General features: G+C 63.2%; 18 protein-coding genes. 7 read left to right on the top strand and 11 right to left on the bottom strand.

What is annotated here, in order from left to right; translation table 11 throughout:
• Positions 1 to 31: 31 nt before the first annotated feature.
• Complete coding sequence (locus ADBZ9O_RS12790) at positions 32 to 1,234, bottom strand: cytochrome P450 (protein WP_526531726.1); 1,203 nt, start codon at positions 1,232 to 1,234, stop codon at positions 32 to 34.
• A gap of 99 nt (positions 1,235 to 1,333) precedes the next feature.
• Here ADBZ9O_RS12790 and ADBZ9O_RS12785 point away from each other — a divergent pair, with 99 nt between their 5' ends.
• Together ADBZ9O_RS12785 and ADBZ9O_RS12780 are read left to right on the top strand one after the other, a co-directional pair.
• Positions 1,334 to 1,939: a TetR/AcrR family transcriptional regulator gene (locus ADBZ9O_RS12785; RefSeq protein ID WP_526531724.1), complete on the top strand. Its 606-nt coding sequence runs from the start codon at positions 1,334 to 1,336 to the stop codon at positions 1,937 to 1,939.
• 57 nt (positions 1,940 to 1,996) lie between these two features.
• Entirely contained in the window at positions 1,997 to 2,755 is a 759-nt protein-coding gene (locus ADBZ9O_RS12780; protein WP_526531722.1) for an enoyl-CoA hydratase, read from the top strand.
• A 7-nt stretch (positions 2,756 to 2,762) separates the two neighbouring features.
• Here the strand turns inward: ADBZ9O_RS12780 and ADBZ9O_RS12775 are convergent, their stop codons facing one another.
• Together ADBZ9O_RS12775 and ADBZ9O_RS12770 are read right to left on the bottom strand one after the other, a co-directional pair.
• A complete protein-coding gene (locus ADBZ9O_RS12775; protein ID WP_526531719.1) occupies positions 2,763 to 4,193 on the bottom strand; it encodes an amino acid permease in 1,431 nt (476 codons plus the stop codon).
• Positions 4,194 to 4,231: 38 nt separating this feature from the next.
• Positions 4,232 to 5,329, bottom strand: coding sequence for an alcohol dehydrogenase catalytic domain-containing protein (locus tag ADBZ9O_RS12770; RefSeq protein WP_526533112.1), 1,098 nt, complete (start codon positions 5,327 to 5,329; stop codon positions 4,232 to 4,234).
• Between the two features lie 115 nt (positions 5,330 to 5,444).
• Between ADBZ9O_RS12770 and ADBZ9O_RS12765 the strand changes: the two genes are divergently transcribed.
• Positions 5,445 to 6,887 carry a PucR family transcriptional regulator gene (locus ADBZ9O_RS12765; RefSeq protein ID WP_526531717.1) on the top strand — a complete coding sequence of 481 codons (1,443 nt, stop codon included), beginning with the start codon at positions 5,445 to 5,447 and terminating at the stop codon, positions 6,885 to 6,887.
• A 14-nt stretch (positions 6,888 to 6,901) separates the two neighbouring features.
• Here the strand turns inward: ADBZ9O_RS12765 and ADBZ9O_RS12760 are convergent, their stop codons facing one another.
• Genes ADBZ9O_RS12760 through ADBZ9O_RS12740 form a run of 5 tightly spaced genes read right to left on the bottom strand, consistent with a single transcriptional unit; the run spans position 6,902 to position 12,944 of the window.
• Positions 6,902 to 7,702 (bottom strand): HpcH/HpaI aldolase/citrate lyase family protein, encoded by an 801-nt coding sequence (locus ADBZ9O_RS12760; RefSeq protein ID WP_526531715.1) that lies wholly within the window; start codon positions 7,700 to 7,702, stop codon positions 6,902 to 6,904.
• Positions 7,702 to 8,208, bottom strand: coding sequence for a MaoC family dehydratase (locus ADBZ9O_RS12755; protein WP_526531713.1), 507 nt, complete (start codon positions 8,206 to 8,208; stop codon positions 7,702 to 7,704). The genes ADBZ9O_RS12760 and ADBZ9O_RS12755 overlap by 1 nt, the downstream gene beginning before the upstream one ends.
• A gap of 1 nt (position 8,209) precedes the next feature.
• On the bottom strand, positions 8,210 to 9,370 hold the full coding sequence (locus tag ADBZ9O_RS12750; RefSeq protein ID WP_526531711.1) for an acyl-CoA dehydrogenase family protein: 1,161 nt from the start codon (positions 9,368 to 9,370) through the stop codon (positions 8,210 to 8,212).
• Positions 9,367 to 11,376: an acetyl/propionyl/methylcrotonyl-CoA carboxylase subunit alpha gene (locus tag ADBZ9O_RS12745; protein ID WP_526531709.1), complete on the bottom strand. Its 2,010-nt coding sequence runs from the start codon at positions 11,374 to 11,376 to the stop codon at positions 9,367 to 9,369. Before ADBZ9O_RS12745 ends, ADBZ9O_RS12750 begins: the two co-directional genes overlap by 4 nt.
• Positions 11,377 to 11,381: 5 nt before the next feature.
• Positions 11,382 to 12,944: a carboxyl transferase domain-containing protein gene (locus ADBZ9O_RS12740; RefSeq protein WP_526531707.1), complete on the bottom strand. Its 1,563-nt coding sequence runs from the start codon at positions 12,942 to 12,944 to the stop codon at positions 11,382 to 11,384.
• Positions 12,945 to 13,039: 95 nt separating this feature from the next.
• Between ADBZ9O_RS12740 and ADBZ9O_RS12735 the strand changes: the two genes are divergently transcribed.
• The 4 genes from ADBZ9O_RS12735 to ADBZ9O_RS12720 all read left to right on the top strand — a co-directional run bounded on the left by ADBZ9O_RS12735 (position 13,040) and on the right by ADBZ9O_RS12720 (position 17,018).
• Positions 13,040 to 13,681: an SACE_7040 family transcriptional regulator gene (locus tag ADBZ9O_RS12735; RefSeq protein WP_526531705.1), complete on the top strand. Its 642-nt coding sequence runs from the start codon at positions 13,040 to 13,042 to the stop codon at positions 13,679 to 13,681.
• Positions 13,682 to 13,802: 121 nt separating this feature from the next.
• Complete coding sequence (locus ADBZ9O_RS12730; RefSeq protein ID WP_526531703.1) at positions 13,803 to 13,967, top strand: helix-turn-helix domain-containing protein; 165 nt, start codon at positions 13,803 to 13,805, stop codon at positions 13,965 to 13,967.
• A gap of 604 nt (positions 13,968 to 14,571) precedes the next feature.
• On the top strand, positions 14,572 to 15,402 hold the full coding sequence (locus tag ADBZ9O_RS12725) for a hypothetical protein (protein ID WP_526531701.1): 831 nt from the start codon (positions 14,572 to 14,574) through the stop codon (positions 15,400 to 15,402).
• 683 nt (positions 15,403 to 16,085) lie between these two features.
• Positions 16,086 to 17,018, top strand: coding sequence for a hypothetical protein (locus ADBZ9O_RS12720; RefSeq protein WP_526531699.1), 933 nt, complete (start codon positions 16,086 to 16,088; stop codon positions 17,016 to 17,018).
• Positions 17,019 to 17,583: 565 nt separating this feature from the next.
• On the opposite strand, the gene ADBZ9O_RS12715 is transcribed toward ADBZ9O_RS12720, so the two are convergent.
• The 3 genes from ADBZ9O_RS12715 to ADBZ9O_RS12705 form a co-directional block, all read right to left on the bottom strand.
• Positions 17,584 to 17,739, bottom strand: coding sequence for a DUF6131 family protein (locus ADBZ9O_RS12715; RefSeq protein ID WP_526531697.1), 156 nt, complete (start codon positions 17,737 to 17,739; stop codon positions 17,584 to 17,586).
• Positions 17,740 to 17,781: 42 nt separating this feature from the next.
• Complete coding sequence (locus tag ADBZ9O_RS12710) at positions 17,782 to 17,991, bottom strand: hypothetical protein (RefSeq protein ID WP_526531695.1); 210 nt, start codon at positions 17,989 to 17,991, stop codon at positions 17,782 to 17,784.
• Between the two features lie 115 nt (positions 17,992 to 18,106).
• Positions 18,107 to 19,996: a S9 family peptidase gene (locus ADBZ9O_RS12705; RefSeq protein ID WP_526531693.1), complete on the bottom strand. Its 1,890-nt coding sequence runs from the start codon at positions 19,994 to 19,996 to the stop codon at positions 18,107 to 18,109.

The raw sequence follows: 19,996 nt of genomic DNA, 5'->3' as shown, positions 1-19,996 counted from the left end.
ATGTCAGGAAGAAATTCCTCAGTGCGTCGACCTACCGATTCACCCGGACTGGGACGTTGGACCAGCCGGCCACATTCGTCATCGCCACACGACGCAGACCGTCGTGCTGCAACTCAAACTCGGGCATGAAGTCCAAGAGGTAGTCGATGGCGATGGCGCTTTCCATCCGAGCCAACGCAGCACCAAGACAACTGTGGATGCCGTAACCGAGGCCGATGTTCTGGGCCTGGGTGCGGTCGCGGTTGATATCGAAGGTATCGGCGTCGGTGAACGCCCGGTCGTCGCGGTTCGCCGCGGCGACCATCAGGAGCACCGCCTTACCTGCGGGGATTGTCACGCCGTGCAGGTGGGCCTCTTGTTTGGTGAAGCGCACGACGTACTGCGCCGGCGCTTCGAAGCGCAGCAATTCCTCGACCGCGCCCGGTATCTTGCTGCGGTCATCGCGCAGCTGCCGCCACTGATCGCACTCACGCCCGAACGTCACGACCGCGTTACCGATCAACTTGGTCACGGTCTCTGCCCCCGCGCCGCCCAGCAGGGCGGCAAAACCGGCGATCTCACCGTCGTCAAGGCAGGTGCGCTCGCCATCGTCGCGTTCCACCTCGACCGTGATCAAGGCGCTGATCATGTCGTCCTGCGGTTGTGCTCGGCGCTGCTGGATCAGGTCGTAATAGAGCATCCAACTCGCGAAGCCGGCCTGCAGACCTTCCTCGCTCATCCCGATCTGACCTGGCTGACGCTCCAGCGACTTGTCGATCCACATCCGCACCGACTGCCGATGTTCGGGCGGAACCCCGAGCATGGCGGTGATGACCTCGACGGGAAACAATGCCGAAAAATCGGTGACCACATCGAATCCGGCAGGGTCCACAGCATCGAGGAACTTCTCGATGGTCGAGCGCACCATCTCCTCTTGTGAGGTGATCGCGCGTGGGGTGAAGACCTTGTTGACCAGGCCGCGAAAACGCCGGTGATCGGGCGGATCCATCCAGATCAGCGATGGCGGCAACGGTTCGTCGGACTGAACCTGGTCCATCGTGATGCCCTTGGCCGAGGAGAACGTCTCAGGCGTTTTGAGCGCACTGGCTACGTCGTCGTGACGACTCAGCGCATAGAAGTCGTACTCCTGGCTGTAGTAGACCGGCGCCTCATCACGCATCCGCCGGTAGGTGTCATACGGCTGATTGAAGAAGTCTTCGGAAAACGGATCGAACACCAGCGCGGCGGTGGTCACGGCGCCTCCTTTGGACGGTCGAATGCGGGGATATACAAGGATGTATATCAAATACATCGATGCATATCGGTGTATTTGCGCGTTTGGCATGATGTGCGGATGGCAGAGCGGTGGACGAGGGAGCGACGGGTCGAGCACACCCGCACCCTTCTGCTCGACGCAGCCGAAGACGTGTTCGCACGCAAAGGGTTCGGTGGCGCGGCGCTCGAGGACATCGCCGAGGAGGCCGGCTACACGCGCGGGGCGATCTACGCCCACTTCGGCGCAAAGGAAGACTTGTTTCTCGCGGTCAGTCAGCGTTACCGGGACCGCTTTCTGGACGGTTTCGCCGATATCGTCTCGTCGCTCACCGAAGTCAGTGACCTTGATCTGGACGAAATCGCCGCCACATGGCGTGAACTCAACGCCAACGACGCAACTCAGGCTGCCCTGGGCTACGAGTTCACGCTGTTCTTGTTCCGCAATCCCGAGGCCAGGGCTCGCTTGGCTGAACAGCGCAACCAGACGGTCGAATCGCTGGCGGAATTCATCACGGCCCGCGTCGACAAGCTCGGCGGCACGCTCCGCATCCCAGCTGTCGGGTTGGCCCGTGTGCTGATGGCCACCAGTGACGGGCTTGTTCTGGCAAGCCATATCGACGGTGTTGACCTCTATCGGGTGTATCTGGACGTGTTCTTCTCGAATATCAGCAAGGACAGCCACTGACCGCACCGCGGTCGGGCCCGCGATAGCGCCGGTGAACCGCAAGGTAGCGTGCCCGATATGGCCAGCTCAGACCTCGTGCAGTACCGCGTCGACGATCGCGTCGCACTCATCACCGTCAATGATCCAGACCGACGCAACGCCGTCACCGACGCGATGTCGGCGGCCCTTCGCGCCGCGGTGGACGAGGCCGAAGCCGATACCGGCGTCCACGCCGTCGTCGTCACCGGAGCGGGCAAGGCCTTCTGCGCAGGCGCTGATCTCAGTGCACTCGGCGCGGCTGCCGAAGAGGGTTTGTTGCGGATCTACGACGGTTTCATGGCGATCGCCAACTGCACCCTCCCGACAGTCGCCGCGGTCAACGGTGCCGCGGTGGGGGCCGGGCTCAATCTCGCACTGGCCGCCGACGTCCGGATCGCCGGACCGCATGCACTGTTCGACCCGCGCTTCCAGAAGTTGGGCATTCACCCCGGCGGCGGTGCCACGTGGATGCTGCAACGAGCCATCGGTCCACAGGCCGCCCGGGCGGCGCTGCTGTTCGGTATGCGCTTCGATGCCGATGCCGCCGTTGCCCACGGGTTGGCTCTCAGCCTCGCCGACGATCCGGTGGCCGCTGCGCTGGCGCTGGCGGCAGGCCCGGCGTCAGCACCACGGGAAGTCGTGCTGGCAACGAAAGCCAGCATGCGCGCCACCGCATCACCTGGCTTCATCGATACCGATCTGCATCAGCTCGCGCTGCGCACGGAACTCGGACCTCAGGCGACGTCCATCGCCTCACCGGAGTTCGCTGCCCGCCTTGCCGCCGCGCAACGTCGCTGACCCTCGGTCAGCCCACGCCCTGTAAGAAATCGGTTTCGGTCTTGCCGATGCGGGCGATCACCTCGGGACGACGCTGCGCGAGCAACAAGTACCACGCCAGTGCTGCGACGACCGTCGCGAGGAACAGATACGGAATGACGTTGAGCGGGAACGCCGGAACGGGGTAAACGTTGGCGAAGAACGAATACGCCATCGTGACGACCGCGATGACGGCGGCCACCCACACCAGCCCGTTGGGCAGGCCCTCACGCTTGGTGTAGACCACACAGGCGATTGCCACCAACGCGTAGGCGACCATGTAGCCGTAGGTCCCGTAGGTATCAACCCAGACCACGATGTCCATCGGGTGCACCCCGAAGGCCAACATGATGACGTCGCACAGGACGGCCAACGGGCCCGCCACCAACAACACCCGGTGCGGGGTCAGGTGGCCTTCGTGGGTGCGGCCGAACTGTTCGGCGACGACACCCTCCTTGCCCATCACGTAGACGATGCGGCCGACGACGTTCAGTGGTGCGACGACCACGGCGAAGAACGACGCACCGACGCCGAAGGTGAGGATGGGGGCGAACCACGACGGCATGCCGATCAGCGTGGCGATGTCCTGCAGCGGGCTCGCACTGTCCGCCAATCCCTCTTTGAGAACGGCGATCTGGGTGTAGGCAGCGAACACATAAAGCACCCCGACGACCACGGCGCTCCACATGATCGCTCGCGGGATGGCCGTGTAGGGGTTTCGCGCTTCACGCCCCAAGGCATCGGCCGAGGAGAACCCCACGAAGCCGAGGATGCCCAGCACCATGCCGGTCGCCACCCCTTGAGCCGGCACGTCGGTCAGGGAGAACTGCGCCGGATCCCACGCCGACTTGCCCGCCCACACCAGGGCGAGCACAAGCAGGATGGTGATGATGGTGACCGAGACCAGCTCCAACACCAGCGACACTCGCGCCGAGAGCCGGATGCCACGAATGGTGAAAAGGGTTGCCAGACCACCGAGTACGACTGCCAACGCGATCTGCCAGCCGGCACCCGCGATGGGGATTCCGATCAGGTTCAGGAAATCGTTCATATAGGAGACCGCACCGCCGAGTGAGCCGGCCGCGATGCCCCAACAGCCGATCAGCAGTGCGACGCCGGCGAGGTAGGCGCCGAACGGACCGAGGCCCTTGGAGACGTAGGTGTAGAGCGAACCGGCCGAAGCGTTGCGGCGCGCGAACACGACGACGCAGTAGCCGACGGCCAGGATCGCCACGGTGGCCAGCGCGAACGACAAGACGGTGGCCTTGCCCGCGCTGAGGTAGATCGCCGCTGCGGTGAAGGCGATGACGGCGCTGGGGGCGATGTTGGCGATGGCTTGGGCCGCAAGTTCGGGGCCTGACATGACGCCATGGCGAAGTCCCGCGTCGGTGGGTCCGGCGTCGCGAGTGGGGGTGGACATGCTGTGTTCTCCTACGAGTTTCGGGTGGAGACGAGCGGTCAGGGAATCAGCAGGGTGCGCAGAGCTTCGCCGGATTCGAGGTTCTCGAACGCGGCAGCAGCTTCAGACAGCGGACGACGCGCCCAGATCAGCGGATCGAGTTTGAGCTGACCGTCCATGTACCGGTCGACCAATGCCGGGATATCGATCGAGGGCCGCACCGATCCATAGTTGGAGCCCAGGATTCGTTGGTCCGCCTCGGCGAGCACCAGCGGCTCGAATGACGCTCTGGCACCGGTCTTCGGCAGGCCGACCACGACGGCGGCCCCACCGAGTCCGAGCATGCGAATGGCCTGTTCGGTGGTACTGGTGTGCCCGATCGCGTCAAACGCGTAATCCACCCCGTCGGGCAGGAGTTCGAACAGCTGCGCCACCGCGTCATCACGGGATGCATCGATCCGATCGGTGGCCCCGAACTGGATGGCAAGCTGAGTCTTGTCGGCCAACACATCGATGGCGATGATCCGCTCTGCGCCAGCCAGTTTGGCTCCCTGCACCACGTTGAGTCCCACGCCGCCGCAGCCGATCACCGCCACTGTCGCACCGGGTTCGACGGCGGCGGTGTTCAGTACCGCGCCAACGCCGGTAGCCACCGCGCAACCAACGACCGCGATGGCGTCCAGTGGCGCGTCGTCGCGCACCTTCACCGCGCCCGACGCCGGCACCACCACCTCTTCGGCGAAGGATGAGACCCCGAGGTAGTGATGCAAGGTTTCGCCTGATTTCGACAGCCGCGAAGTGCCATCGAAGAGAACGCCTTTCGGCGCGACCTCGGTGGCGACCTTCTGGCACCTGGCCTCGTGGCCGGAGCGGCAGTAGCGGCATTCGCCGCACGGGGGGACCCACGACAGCACGACGTGATCGCCGAGAGCCAGTGACGTCACGCCCTCACCGAGTTCGACCACCACGCCTGAGCCTTCGTGTCCCATCACCAACGGTGCGGGCGCTTCCCAGTCGCCGCGCTTGACGTGCAGATCGGAGTGGCAGACACCGGCTGCGGCGATCTTCACCCGGACCTCGCCCCGTTTGGGACCCGCGAGCTCGACGTCGGTGAATTCGATCGCACTGGCAGGGTCTCGGAAGACGACAGCTTTCACATGAATCCTCAGCTCGGGGATGAATCCGTCGAATGCTACGAAGTCAGGTACCCATCCGTCATTGAGAAAAAGTGTGGATGCGATACGCCTCTTCGACATTTCGTACACTCTCACCGTGGCGTACGACGTTCGGTCGATCGGCGAGTTCCTGGCCGCAGAGCTCTCGGTGGGCAGTGTCGAGGCCGCGGCGCCGGTCGAAGGGTCGGTGCAGCTGACGGAGTTCGTGATGGCCGGTTCGGCCAGATTCGCGACCCTGGTGATCGGGTCCCCGGCTCAGGTGCGCCAAGCGCTGTCGCAGGAGTCTCGACGTGCGGAGTTGGCCGACTGCGTCGTCGTCATCGCCGGCGAGGTGGCCGATGCCGAGTTACGCGCGACTCTCGAACAGAGCGCTATCACGACGCTGTACGCACCTCTGTTGTCGGTCGAGGTGCTGCATTTGCGCGTGGTTGCGTTGATCGCGTCGGACCAGGCTGCCGAGGACCGCCGCGTCACCACCGGAACCAAGGTGCTCACCCAGGTGGCCCGCCGCGGTGGCGTCGTCGCCGTGGTCGCCGAGCTGGCCCATCGGATCGACGGTTGGGTGGTCCTGCTCGACGCCCACGGCCAGATGATCACCACCGCAGGGGCGGGCGGGCTGCACGTCCGCGATGCGGTGGCCGTGGCGTTCAATCGTCCTGTGCGCGTACGTCATCGCGGCCTACAGGTACATCCGGTCGGCCAAGGCGAGGACATCAGTGCCCACTTGGTGATCAGCGCACGCGGACCCACCAGTCGCAGTCGGGATCTGGGGTCCCAGGCCGCGGCGTTACTTGACCTGCTGCTGCGTACTGCTGATCTGCCGGCGACCGAGCGACTCGGCAGAGAGGTCATGTTGTCTGCCTTGTTGCGTGGCGGGCCAGAAGCGGCTGCGCTGCTGCGGCGCTGGGGAGTGCACGAGGATTCGCTGACGGCGTTCGCCGTCGCCTCCCGGTCCAGGGCCATCGATCCTGAGCGCCTCGCGATCCGCTGGCTCGACGAACTGGGTGCGGCCCATGTGCTCGCGGCATCACAGGGCCGGGTGCTCGGCTTCATCGGCGATAACCGCGCCGCCGAGCTCGCCGCCATCGTCGAACGCGTCACCGGCGATGCAGGTATGCCGTTGCGCCTTGGCCTGGGTTCACCGGCGGAACCACATGCTCTGGCCCGGTCAGCCGCCGAGGCCAAGCAGTCATTGGAGATCGCGATCGTCGACGCCCACCCGGTCGTCTGGTACCGCTCGCTGGCCACGGTGTCCTACGTGCTGGAGCACCTCGATGACAGCGCCACGACCCGGATTGCCGCCGTCCTCGACCCGTTACGCGGCGAGGACGGCCACCATGACACCCTATTGCGCACCTTGCAGGTGTATCTGGCCGAGCATGGCGTGTGGGGTGCGACCGCCAGCAGGCTGCAGGTGCACCGTCAGACGCTCACCACCCGGATCCGTCGCATCGAGGAACTCACCGGCCTGTCCATGTCGAACCCGGACGATCGAACCGCAGCCTGGCTGGCCATCCGCGCCATCGAGCAGCGTTCGTAGCCACGGGTGGACTGCTACGGCGCCAGTGAGACGATCCGCTCGGCTCGCCGCAATACCGGCGCATCCACCATGAGGCCCTCGAAAGCGAAGGCTCCGCGCTGATCGGAGGCTGCGTCGAGGACATGCCGGGCCCACGTGACCTGTTCAGGTGTCGGCGCGTATCCGCTTCGGATCACCGCCACCTGGCTGGGATGGATCGCAACTTTGGCATCGAAACCGACGGCGACGGCGTCGTCGACCTCGACGCGGAGTCCGTCAAGATTCTTGATGTTGATGTACACCGAATCCAGCGCCTGCCTGCCGTAGGCCTTCGCGGCCAGCAGCGAGCGCGACCGCACATACTTCGCGACATCCCGATAGGAATCGTCGGCAAAACGGTTCGCCGTGCCGCCGAGGAATCCGAACAGGTCCTCCGCACCCCACATGACGGCGACGGTGTTGGCAGCGGCCGCCGTCTCGTCCACTTTCAGTGCACCCAGCGGCGTTTCCACGATCAGCGCCACCTCCAACGGAGCCAGCGCAGTCACCTGCTCGGCGGACTCACATTTCGGCAGCATCACGGTTACGTAGTCGGTACGCGCCAGCGCCTGCAGGTCGAGCTCCTGCTCACCGGAGTCGGCCGCATTGATCCGAATGACCGTGCGTGCCGGATTCAGCGGCGTGCGCACCAGCGCATCGCGGGCAGCTGCCTTGTCACCGGCGCCGTCCTCCAAGTCCAGAATGACGATATCGGCTGCAGCAGCGGCCTTTTCGAATCGCTCGGGGCGGTCAGCGGGGCAGAACAGCCACCCAGGTCCGGCGTTGTCGAGCGGCACTAGCTCTCCTCTGTGTCTGACCCCGCGGCGGGTTGTTTACGCACCATCGTTTTCCGGCTGGCGGTGGCAACGATATCGCCATGCTGGTTGCGGCCGGTATGGGCGAAGGTCACGATGCCTTCCCCCGGGCGGCTTTTCGATTCACGCTTCTCGCTGATCACGGTTTCGGCGTACAGGGTGTCGCCGTGGAAAAGCGGTTTGGGGAAGGCGATATCGGAGAAGCCAAGGTTTCCGACGATGGTGCCTTGCGTCAACTGCGCGACCGACAAGCCGACCAACGTCGAGAGAGTGAACATCGAGTTGACGAGCCGCTGATGGAACGGCGGCTGCGCATCGGCGAAAGCCGCATCGAGGTGTAGCGCTTGGGTATTCATCGTCAGCGTCGTGAAAAGCACGTTATCGGCTTCGGTGATGGTGCGCCCCGGTCGGTGCAGGTAGCGCACGCCGGGCTCGAGTTCCTCAAACCACAAGCCGCGCTGGACGATGACCTTCTCTTCTGCACTCATTTTAGAGGCCCATCTGCCTGGCGATCACCATGTACTGCACTTCGGTTGTGCCCTCACCGATCTCGAGAATCTTGCTATCGCGGTAGTGCCGTGCCACGGCGTATTCGTTCATGAACCCGTAGCCGCCGTGGATCTGGGTGCCGTCACGGGCGTTGTCCATGGCCGCCTCACTGGACACCAGCTTGGCAATAGCCGCTTCCTTCTTGAAAGGCTTCCCGGCCAGCATCAAGGCAGCCGCGTCGTAGTAGGCCGTGCGTGCGGCGTGCGCCCGGGCTTCCATCCGCGCGATCTTGAACTCGATGGCCTGATATTTGCCGATCGGCTGTCCGAACGCAGAACGCTCTTTGGCGTATTTGACGCTTTCGTCCACGCAGCCCTGTGCCGCACCCACCGACAGCGCGGCGATCGCAATGCGACCCTCGTCGAGGATGCGCAGGAAGTTCGCGTAGCCGCGACCGCGCACGCCAAGCAGATTCTCCTCGGGCACACGCACATCGTCGAAGCTCAGCGGATGAGTATCCGAGGCGTTCCAGCCGACCTTGTTATAGGCCGGTTCCGCCGTGAATCCCGCGGTGGGAACCGGCACCAGGATCGAGGAGATCTCCCGGCGAGCCGGTGAACCCCCAGTAAGACAAGTGACTGTCACCAGTTTGGTGATATCGGTGCCGGAGTTGGTGATGAACTGCTTGGAGCCGTTGATCACCCAGTGCCCGTCATCGAGGCGCGCGGTGGTCTTGGTGGCTCCCGCATCGCTGCCGCCGCCGGCTTCGGTCAGGCCGAACGCACCCAACGCCTGCCCGCTGGTCAACTGCGGCAACCATTCCTGCTTCTGCTCGTCGTTGCCGAATCGGAATACCGGCATGGCGCCCAGCGAGACACCGGCTTCCAGAGTGATCGCGACGCTTTGGTCGACCTTCCCGAGCTCCTCCAGCGCCAGGCACAATGCGAAGTAGTCACCGCCCATGCCGCCGTATTCCTCCGGGAAGGGCAGGCCGAAGAGGCCCATCTCGGCCATCCCCGCGACCACGTCATATGGAAAGGAGTGCTCGGCATCATGTTTGGCGGCCACAGGTGCCACGACACTCTGCGCGAAGTCGCGCACCGTCTTGGCCAGCTGCGCGTAATCCTCGGGCAGCGACCCAGTCGACAAATAGTCGGTCATGATGTTTCTTCCTTTATCGAGTGTTCGGTTGCGGTGATCCTGGCCAACAGTTGGCCCACCTTGACCTGATCGCCCACGGCGACAAGAAGTTCGACCACACCATCGACCGGCGCAGAGAGGGCATGCTCCATTTTCATCGCCTCGACTGCGACGACGACGGTGCCCGCGGTCACCTGCGCACCGTCGTCGACGTTGACGGCCACGACCGCCCCCGGCATCGGACTGGTCAGCTCCGCGTCACCGCTGTGCTCGTCCTCCGCCCGTACCGGCGCTTCCCGCACTTCGTCCAGCACCGCGACGCCGCGGGCGCAGGACAGCCAGATCTGGCCGCCACCGATGCTGTCACCGCAACTCGCCACGCGGTAGCGGGTGCGCAGTCCGTCCAACGTCACAGTCAAATAGGGATCATCCAGATGCACTGTCAGCGAATGCGTTTCACCGTGTTCGACAGTGGCCGTCGCCGACACTGGGGTGCCGGTAATGCTGACATGGTCGGTCCGCTCCCCCGCCCGTAACCGGGTGATCGTCGCCGCGGGTGCCCCGATGCGCCAGCCCGACGGGGTCGACCACAGGTCATCGGCCGCGCGCCAGCGCTGCAGCCACCGGTACGCCGCGGCGGCGATGAATTCGGTATCGTCCGCGGCTGCCGGCACGAAATCCGCGACCCGACGGTCCAATAGCCCGGTATCCAGGCGTCCGGCGATCACCTCGGGGTCGGCCAACAGGAATCGTAGGAACTCGATGTTGGTGACGACACCGAGCACGGCGCTGCCGGCCAGGGCGCGGTCGAGTCCGCGTAGCGCCGCAGCCCGGTCCTGACCATAGGCAATCACCTTGGCCAGCATCGGGTCATAGTCGCTGCCAACGTCGGTGCCCGCGCGCAAGCCCGAGTCGACCCGCACGCCATCCCCTTCTGGCTCAACCAGATCCAAGACGTGCCCGCCGGTGGGCAGGAAACCCCTGGCCGGATCCTCGGCGTAGACGCGCGCCTCGATGGCGTGCCCGCGCAGGACGATGTCCTGCTGGGGTACCAACAGCTTCTCCCCTGCCGCGATCCGCACCTGCCATTCGACCAGGTCCCAGCCGGTGACCATTTCGGTGACCGGATGTTCCACTTGCAGGCGGGTATTCATCTCCATGAAGAAAAACTCGTCGGGGGCATCGGCGGAGACGATGAACTCCACCGTGCCGGCGCCGACATAGTCGACGCTGCGCGCGGTATCGCAGGCGGCCGCGCCGATCCGTGCCCGGGTGGCCTCATCCAACAGTGGCGACGGCGCCTCCTCGATGACCTTCTGATGGCGGCGCTGCAGGCTGCATTCCCGCTCGCCGAGATGGATCACATTGCCGTAACCGTCGGCGAGCACCTGTACCTCGATATGCCTGGGGCGCAGCACGAATCGTTCAAGAAACAGGGTGTCATCACCGAAGGCGGCGGCCGATTCCCGTCGTGCAGAGACCAGGGCAGCTCCCAGCTCGCTGGGGTCCTCGACCAACCGCATCCCTTTGCCCCCGCCGCCTGCGGAGGGTTTGACCAACACCGGGTAGCCGATGTCACCGGCGGCGGCGATGAGCTCCGGATCGGTCAGACCGGGACGCGCGATACCGGGTACCACCGGAACGCCGAACGCCGAGACCGTCTTCTTGGCGGTGATCTTGTCGCCCATCGTCGCGATGGCGCTCACCGGCGGCCCGATGAAGACGATGCCGGCATCGCGCAGCGCGGCAGCGAAATCGGCGTTCTCCGAGAGGAACCCATACCCTGGGTGGACGGCATCGGCACCAGTGCGTACCGCGGCGTCGACGACCGCAGCGATGTTCAGATAGCTATCCCGCGCGGCCGCCGGCCCGATCAGTACCGCGGTATCGGCTTCGGCCACGTGGCGGGCTCCCGCGTCAGCATCGCTGTACACCGCGACCGAACGGATACCCATCGACCGCAACGTTCGGATGACACGGACCGCGATCTCGCCACGGTTGGCCACCAGCACGGTATCGAACGTCATGTCGCTCACATCCGGAAGACGCCGTAGGAAACGGGCTCGACCGGCGCGTTACCGACCACTGAAAGTGCCAGACCCACCACGGTTCTGGTATCAGCTGGATCGATGACGCCGTCGTCCCATAACCGCGCGGTCGAGTAGTAGGGGTTGCCTTGCTCTTCGTACTGGGCCCGGATCGGGGCCTTGAAATCTTCTTCCTGCTCCGCGGTCATGTCACCACGGACGGTCGCCAATACCGAGGCGGCCTGCTCACCGCCCATCACTGAGATGCGCGCATTGGGCCACATCCACAAGAAGCGCGGCGAGTACGCCCGGCCGCACATCGAATAGTTACCGGCTCCGTACGATCCGCCGATAACCACGGTGAGCTTCGGTACCCGCGCGCATGCCACCGCGGTGACCATTTTCGCGCCGTGCTTGGCGATCCCGCCGGCCTCGTAGTCACGGCCCACCATGAAGCCCGCGATGTTCTGCAGGAACAGCAAGGGCACCATGCGCTTATCGCAGAGCTCGATGAAATGCGCTCCCTTGAGTGCTGATTCACCGAACAGCACACCGTTGTTGGCCACGATGCCGACCGGATGACCGTGGATGTGGGCAAAGCCGGTCACCAGGGTGGTCCCGTATTCGGCCTTGAATTCGGTGAACTCACCACCGTCGACGATGCGGGTGATGACATCGTGGACGTCGTAGGGCACCCGGGAGTCGACGGGAACGATGTCGTAAAGCTCGCTTTGGTCGGCGAGCGGCGCAACGGTGGGCCGCACGTTCCACGGTGGGCTTTCGACGGGCCCGAGGGTCGACACGATCCGCCGCACGATCCGCAGGGCGTCGCGATCATCGTGGGCCAGGTGATCAGTAACCCCGGACACCTTCGAATGCAGGTCACCGCCGCCGAGGTCCTCGGCCGTGACGATCTCGCCAGTCGCCGCCTTCACCAGCGGCGGGCCGCCGAGGAAGATCGTGCCCTGATTGCGGACGATGACCGCCTCATCGCTCATGGCCGGCACATAGGCGCCGCCGGCGGTGCACGAGCCGAGCACTGCTGCGATCTGCGCAATGCCCTGGGCGCTCAACGTCGCCTGGTTGAAGAAGATCCGGCCGAAGTGGTCGCGGTCGGGGAACACTTCGTCCTGCCGCGGCAGGAAGGCACCACCGGAGTCGACCAGGTAAATGCACGGCAGCCTGTTCTGGCCCGCGATCTCCTGCGCCCTCAGATGCTTTTTGACCGTCACCGGGTAGTACGTACCGCCTTTGACCGTCGCGTCGTTGGCGACGATCATGCACTCGCGGCCCGAGACCCTGCCGATTCCGGTGATGATGCCCGCACCGGGGCAATCGTCGTCATACATCCCGTCGGCGGCCAAGGGGGCGATTTCCAGCAGCGGGCTACCGGGATCGAGCAGACCGTCGACCCGGTCACGGGGTAGCAGTTTGCCGCGCGACACGTGCCGCTCGCGGGAGCGTTCCGGCCCGCCCAGTGCCGCCGTCGCCAGCTTTTCGCGCAGCTGCGTCACCAGCACGAGATGCTCGTTGCGGTTGACCACCCCCACTGTCATCGTGCCGCCCATCGATATCGTTTGAGTTAATCACCACTAACTGGTGGTATGTTAGTCACGATTAACCGAGTTGTCCAGGTTGAGTTCGATGAGTCGATGGGAGCACCGTGTCTACCAACGCATCGCCCGACGACCAAGAACCCACCCGACGCAGTCGGATGAAGTCCGATCGTCGGTCGCAGTTGTTGTCGGCGGCGGAGCGGCTCTTCGCCGAACGAGGATTCCTTGCAGTCCGACTCGAAGACATCGGCGGCGTCGCCGATGTCAGCGGACCCGCGATCTACCGGCATTTCCCCAATAAGGAAGCTCTGCTGGTCGAGTTACTCGTCGGCATCAGCGCGCGGTTACTCGACGGTGGGCGGGCCGTTGTCGCAGAGGCGGATTCGGCCGATGACGCCTTGGCGGGCCTGGTGGATTTCCACCTGGATTTCGCCTTCGGCGAGCCGGATCTGATCCGGATTCAGGATCGCGACCTCATTCATCTTCCGGCCGCGGCCCTGCGTCAGGTGCGCCGTAGTCAGCGCCAATACGTCGAGATCTGGGTCAGGGTGTTGCGCGACGTCGATAGCGCCCTCGACGAAGCGGATGCGCGGTTGGTGGCGCACGCGGCATTCGGGTTGCTCAACTCGACCCCGTACAGCACAAAGCCGGCCGGGGGTAAACCGGCCGGCGGCACTGCGCGATCCCGAGCGGTGCTACGTGCGATGACGGTCGCCGCGCTGCTCTCAGCGGGCGACCGTCGTCCTTGATAAGGCCGCTACACAGCTGTAGGCGAGGCTCCCTGCACCGCAAAGACCACGCGTCGTGATTAGAAATCGCTGGGCCTGCGAACCGTTGTGTAAGTGGTAGCCAGGCACGAGCATCCCCAGAGTGTCGACATCGAGTCCACAGTCTGTGCACCGAGCCATTGCTGCGCTAAGCGCCCTCAGTGACGCCGACCTCGATCTGACCCTCACCTCGATCGCGGCCCGCACCGGACTTCCGATCAGCACAACCTACCGACTTGTCCAGTCGTTGTTGGTAAGCGGACTCTGACGGTGAATCGTCGACCACCGAGTCGCCCGCCGTGCCGGGGCGACCGTACAGGGAGTGGAGCAACGTTGCCATGAAAGATGCAGCAGCGTAATGTTTCTGATTTTCAGCAGTCATGGAGAACTGTTATTATCCGTGAAATACTGACGCAGTGGATGACGTCTCCGCACCCGATGCCCCAGGTCGGCCGGCCTCGCGCATCGAAGAGGCTGCCGAAGTACGGGATCGCCGCAGTGATCGCCCAGTACGCCGAAACCTACAGCACCGCAACTACTCTGGCTAGGAACACGGATGAAGGCGTCGGCCACCCTAACTACCGTACTGGTCCAAGCTATGGCACATTGGGGTCCATCAAGGGGCGGTCGATCTCAGGCCAGAGCTCAGCGATCTTGGCCTCGACGAGGTCTACCGCATCTGCGACCGGGCACGGGCGTATAGCCGCGCCGACTTTGAACCCAGCGGCGTCGCCGACTTGCGGACCAGCCAGTGGCGCCAGACATGTGCGCTCGCCGGCTGGATTGCAGAGTCACTGACTCTAAGCAGCGCAACCTATCTGGAGGCAGTTTGGCACAGCAGAGCTATCACAGCGGGAACTGCGCGAGCAGGAATGGCCATCGCACAGCGTTACCTGGCCGATAGCGCGATAGATACCGCGGTAAGTGTCGGACACCGACTCATCAACTTTGTCGCAAGAGTGGCGAGGACCGCCCCAGAGACCCGCGCGCAGTTCTCTTCCCATCCGAAGCTCCGCCTGCTCGGGGACAACTACATCCCATTCGTCACCGAGGATTATGACGCGTGGTTGTCACTGAACATCGAGACCGTCAAGTCGTTGCGCAAAACCATCCCGGAATGCCACAGCCGCTCCGTCACCGCCCTAAAAGAGCTCGCTGATTCAACTGCCTGGAAAGCCCTCTGTCAGGTCGGCGCGGAAAACTTTCACAGATGGCGAAAGGAGCACGAATCGGTGGTCGGCATCGATAAAGACTCAGGTCGGGCAGACAACATCTATGACTACGCTGGAAACGTAGTCGGTAGGGGGTTTCGCGCTACGTTGCGGCGTCATACCGCGGGCGACGGTATGACAACAAAAAGTACCGTGATAGCAGGAGCGGGAGTAATAGAACTCGGGATCGCCGTTGAAGCGATCATCACAGGCACTCTTGAGCTTCTGCCCGCGCTCACGGGCGGATTCACACTCGAAATTGATGGCCACGGGCATACGCGTCGCATGAGCATGCCGATTTTCTTGACTGGTGGTTGTGAAGCAAGGCAGACCTGTCCCGCACTCCGTCACGTCCCTGTTCGAGGATCTTACCGCCATCGACATCCCGCACCAGTGCCCAAAACTGTTGGCGCCAGTCAACTTCGTGGACAATCCAGGCAGAGCGACCTGCTGAGGGCAACGCTGCCTATATCCGATCGATCAAGGCACTGAACGCTGTTTCACCAGGATTCGCGGCAACCAAATTCAGCCAAGCGGGTTGTAGCGCAAACCATGGTAAAGCGTGATTCGCGTCGCAATCGTCCACTCCCCCACCCAATGCAGTGTCTTGGGTTCCTAAGCAGTGACCTCGGAGATTCATGGATAGTTGTTATTTTCCATGAAAATACTGATGGAGTGAATGAGACCTTCCCAGCTGATCGCCGGCCGGCCTGGTTCGCGTCGTTTCTCGCCGACCTCTGAATTCTGCACCCCCATCCGGTCGAAGTCGAGCGCCGACCGGGAGCGGTGTGGGAGCCGAGGTGTCGTCTGACTGCCGGAGGTGACTGCAGCCCGGATGGCCCAGGAACGGGGCCTATCACTGACAGCCTGAGGAGCATGCAATTAGCTAACCAAGACGGCGCATGAAGGCTTCCATGGAAGCGCCGTCATATGGCGGTTCCGTCTTGATAGCGTCGAGGGATTTGTGACTCAACCGGATCGCGCTGGAAATGCTCCTCCGTCGCGCAGCGGTTGCGTACGAGTGACGAAGCTGGCATTGATGCGGCGAATCGTAGGGCGTGGTGTGCCAGGCCCGTCCTCCTACCAATGACATTGCAATCCAGCGGAGCCGTGCACAGATTTCGCTTGTGGGTTATCTTGACGGTTGCCGCTACGGGGACTTGGGGAGATGGCAAATGGGCTCGCATAAATTCTGGCGGAAGGTCGCGGCCGCAGCTGCGGTGATCTCGATCTTAATGATCGGGATATCGCTCTATTCGTCAGAGGTCGTTGCGGAGCCCCGTCCCCTTGCTCGCATCAAGGAATTTCGAACCGTTGCGGTCGGGGTAGACAATCCTAACGACTTTAATGGGCTTTCATGGGGTCTACCCCCGATGTTTCAGTTCAGAGTGCACTCGAACCTGAGCTGGACTGTATTTTTCACAGTCAGCGTGCTGCTACCCACCGAAGACAGCCGGCCGGAGGACCTCCCACCCGTCGTCGTCGTGATGCCGCTGTTCGCGACAAATTGCGAACCTGGCCCACAGGTGGCCTACGGTTCGGACGGCACAGTCCAAAAGCTCACGACCTACAATTCCGAAATCAAGAGACGCCCCTCGGCAGGGGACAGCGCTGTCTTCGAAGTGCGAGCGATTTCGCGCACGCTAGATCAAGGTTCGGGTCGCTCGATGGCGCGGTACGAAATATCATGTGATTCGGAGGATTTCAATACTACGTCCGCCGGCATCGCCTCAAAAAACTTCGAACTCTCTTACTTGCCGCGGCAAGCAGCTGCAATTGGGCTCACGCCCGGACTTGGTGGACTTGAACGCGGCTTCGGCGTCACGCTAGAACCAAACTCTGATTACGATTCTAAGCGCGACGATGTCGCCATAGATTTCAGCAGCCTAGACCCGTCACCAGTTGACGTGAAAGCAGACGTCGCCCTCTGGACCCTCCGAAATTCCAGCGAAGACATCTCGATCCGCGGCACCACCGCAGAATGGTGGATAGCCGACATCGAAGCGTATCGGAAGTGGATTATTGCGGGCCTTGCTGCGGCATTCATCGGCGCCCTCATCGCGACTGTAATTCCGGGAAACCCAGGTGACCGCCGGCGCGATGATTAGCGCTCGTACTGATAACGAATTCTCCGCTTTTTGCGCGAAATATCTGCCGTGGGAGTCGCCGTCAACTCACCTCGGCGCACCGCGACCACGCCTACATGGATAATCGCTATTTCCACGAAACATAGCCGGGACGCTCCGACGCTCTTCGCTGCCGAAGTCCTCGAGTGGGATTCCCCTGGAAAAGTGGACACGGTTAGCTTGATTGCTGATTGATCCGTGAGGTGATCTTAAAGTTGATGGGTGAGATCATTCCCAGTGAGCTGTGCCGTTTGTCCATGGTTGTAGTAGCGAAGGTAATTGTCAAGTCCTGCAGTAAGATTCGCGTGACATGTTCCCGGTGAGTGAGTCCAACCAGTTTTAGACTCCTGTGGCCCGATGTCGGGCGAGAAGGGACGATGAAACGAGACATCGGTGTCGCAGCGCTCGTTGCAGATGATGAGCTCCCGGTGCCAGTGCGCTTCTGCCTACGAACAATCCGAGCGCCTGTCATCGGGTCACGCACGCAAACGCCTACTGGCCCTCCCCAATGAGGAGGGCCAGTAGGCGGCGTTAGGTGCTACGCGGGTCAGTACCAGACTTTTCGGCCACCCACGGCCCGGCCGGTGGCGCCGAGGATCCAGAAGACCGCACCGATGACCAGCAGGATGATGCCGATGGTCCACAGGATGCTGATATGAAGAACGAACCCGAGGATGAGCAAAATTGCTCCGAGGACGATCATTGTTACTCCATTCGATGAGTGAATAACCAGTTGCGGGTTTTACTACTGGCTGGGCTGAGGAAGATTGCAACCCTCAACCTTCGGGTTGACACCCGCATAATTCAAGGGCCCCACAACCACCGTCAGTGCGATGGTTCCTGCTGTGGCGCAATTGGTTTGGGTGTTCTCGAAATAGCCACGCTGGAACGCCGCAACCACCCCGATCAATAACCAGACCAGCACGATCACGCCGAGAAGTCCGCCACCTCGCATGTTGTCGCCTCCGTTTTTCGTGTTCGCACCATTGCTGCGTGAGCAGGTTTACCCGCGCGCAAGTTATCCAAACATCACAAATGAGCACCGCTAGGAGATTGTTAGCTACAGCTAGCTACACAGGTTGACCGGCGACGAAGGCTGACGTTAGCCATTCCTTGACCGCGGCCGCCAAAGTGGCCCGGTTCTCTCGCTTGGCGATGTCATGGCCGTCATCGGGAAAGACCAGATAGCCCACCGTGCGGCCGCGCTCTCGCAACGCCTCGGCCATCTGGGTGGACTCGTTGACCGGGACGTTGGTGTCGTTGCCGCCATGTATCAACAGAAGCGGTGCGGTGAGGGCATCAACGCGTAGCAGAGGTGAGAGTTGATCGAGCAGATCCCGGTCGCTGATGGGGTGTCCATACTTGGGATAGGCCGCCGCCGCGATCCACGCTTCGGTGTTTCGGTAGAACGTGCTGAGGTCGCTCATCCCGCAGATACTGATCCCAGCGGCGAACAGGTCAGGATGGAACGTCAAGGCGGCCAACGTGAGGTAGCCACCGTAGGACCAACCGGCGCAACCGATCCGCGCAGCATCGGCAAAGCCGTTGGCGATCAAATAGTTCGCGCAGTCGGCCACATCGTCGATGGCGGCGAATCGCCGTTCGCGGTCATCGGCGTGCATGAAGGCCTTGCCGAATCCGCCGGATCCCCGGACATTCGGCGTGAACACGGTGATGCCGGCGTCGAGCAGAAGGGGGAACACCTCGCTGTAGTCCGGCCGGGACTGCCCCTCCGGTCCGCCATGCAGATAGATCAGTGCGCCGTGATCACCGGCGCCAGGTGGCGGGCTGTAACGCCAGGCCGTCAGGGTCAATCCATCGCGTGCGGTGATGGTGTCCAGCGTCGGCGCCGCAGCCAACGGGCCCGATGTCGGCACCCGGTCGACCGGCTCCCAGACCCCTGTTCGGGTGTCGATCAGTTCGACCGTCGGCGGCTGCGACGGGCCCTGCACTGTCATGGCGACCATGGATCCGCCGGCGCTGATCGACAGCTCCCCCACCACCGGACCTGGTAACGGGATCGGCTCGCTCAGCGTGTTGTCGACATACTGCAGAATCTGTAATTCGCTGCAGCCATTGATATTCCATAGCAGAGCCACCGTCGAGAGGTCATCACTGATGACGAATTCCTCCAGCTCGAACCCCGGCTTCTCCGCTACGACGTGGTAGAGCACCCCGTCTTCGGTGGTCGTCACCTCCAACAGGCGGGCGTGGTCGGATCCGTTGTCACTGCGGATGAGCGCGCGGACGAAACCTTCGGAGCTGTTCGGGCCGTAGGTGTTGGCGGGCTGATAGAGCTTGGTTGCGTCGCCGTCGGTGCCATATCGCAGCCGCCGTGGGCTGTGGTCATCGAGGATCACACCCGCATCGGTGGTCGAGCCCGGTTCGTATGGAAGCAGAGCTATCTCGGTCAGCCCGTGCAGCATGATCAACTCCCGGTAGCCACGCGGGCCCACCCGGATCAATGCCGAACCTGCCCACGAATCCACCAACCGGCCAGCCGAGCGCCGGTCCAAGATGATGCGGTCCCCGGTGGCCGGGTCGATCAGGCAGGATTGACCGACCCCGTCCTGCCCGGTGAGGATCGCCGCCACCTGGGTGCCGTCCCACCCGATGAGTTCGGCTGTGCCGTCGTCTGAGCCTTGATCGTCCAATCCGGCCTTGCCGTCGATGCGCCGCGCGTCGCGATCGTCCGGGTCGGTGGTCACCACCCAGATCTGGGTCCGGGACGCTCCGTCGGGAGCCACTTCGCACGCCAGCCAGTGACCGTCGGCGGAGTGGATGACCTTGGTGACCGGACCCTCCACCGGTAGATCGACATCACGGGAGGAACTGGCCCGCGAGCCGCGCATGAAGCGTTGCACCGCGCGGGGATATCCGCCGTCATCGACGATATGGGCGAAGGCTGTCGCATCGGGTGAGATGGATGCGCCGTAGATAGCGCGCACCTGCTGTCCCAC

The sequence above is a fragment of the Mycobacterium sp. genome (assembly GCF_965229105.1).
In the GTDB taxonomy this organism is placed as follows: Bacteria; Actinomycetota; Actinomycetes; order Mycobacteriales; family Mycobacteriaceae; genus Mycobacterium.
This window is presented reverse-complemented; position numbering and strand designations above follow the sequence as displayed.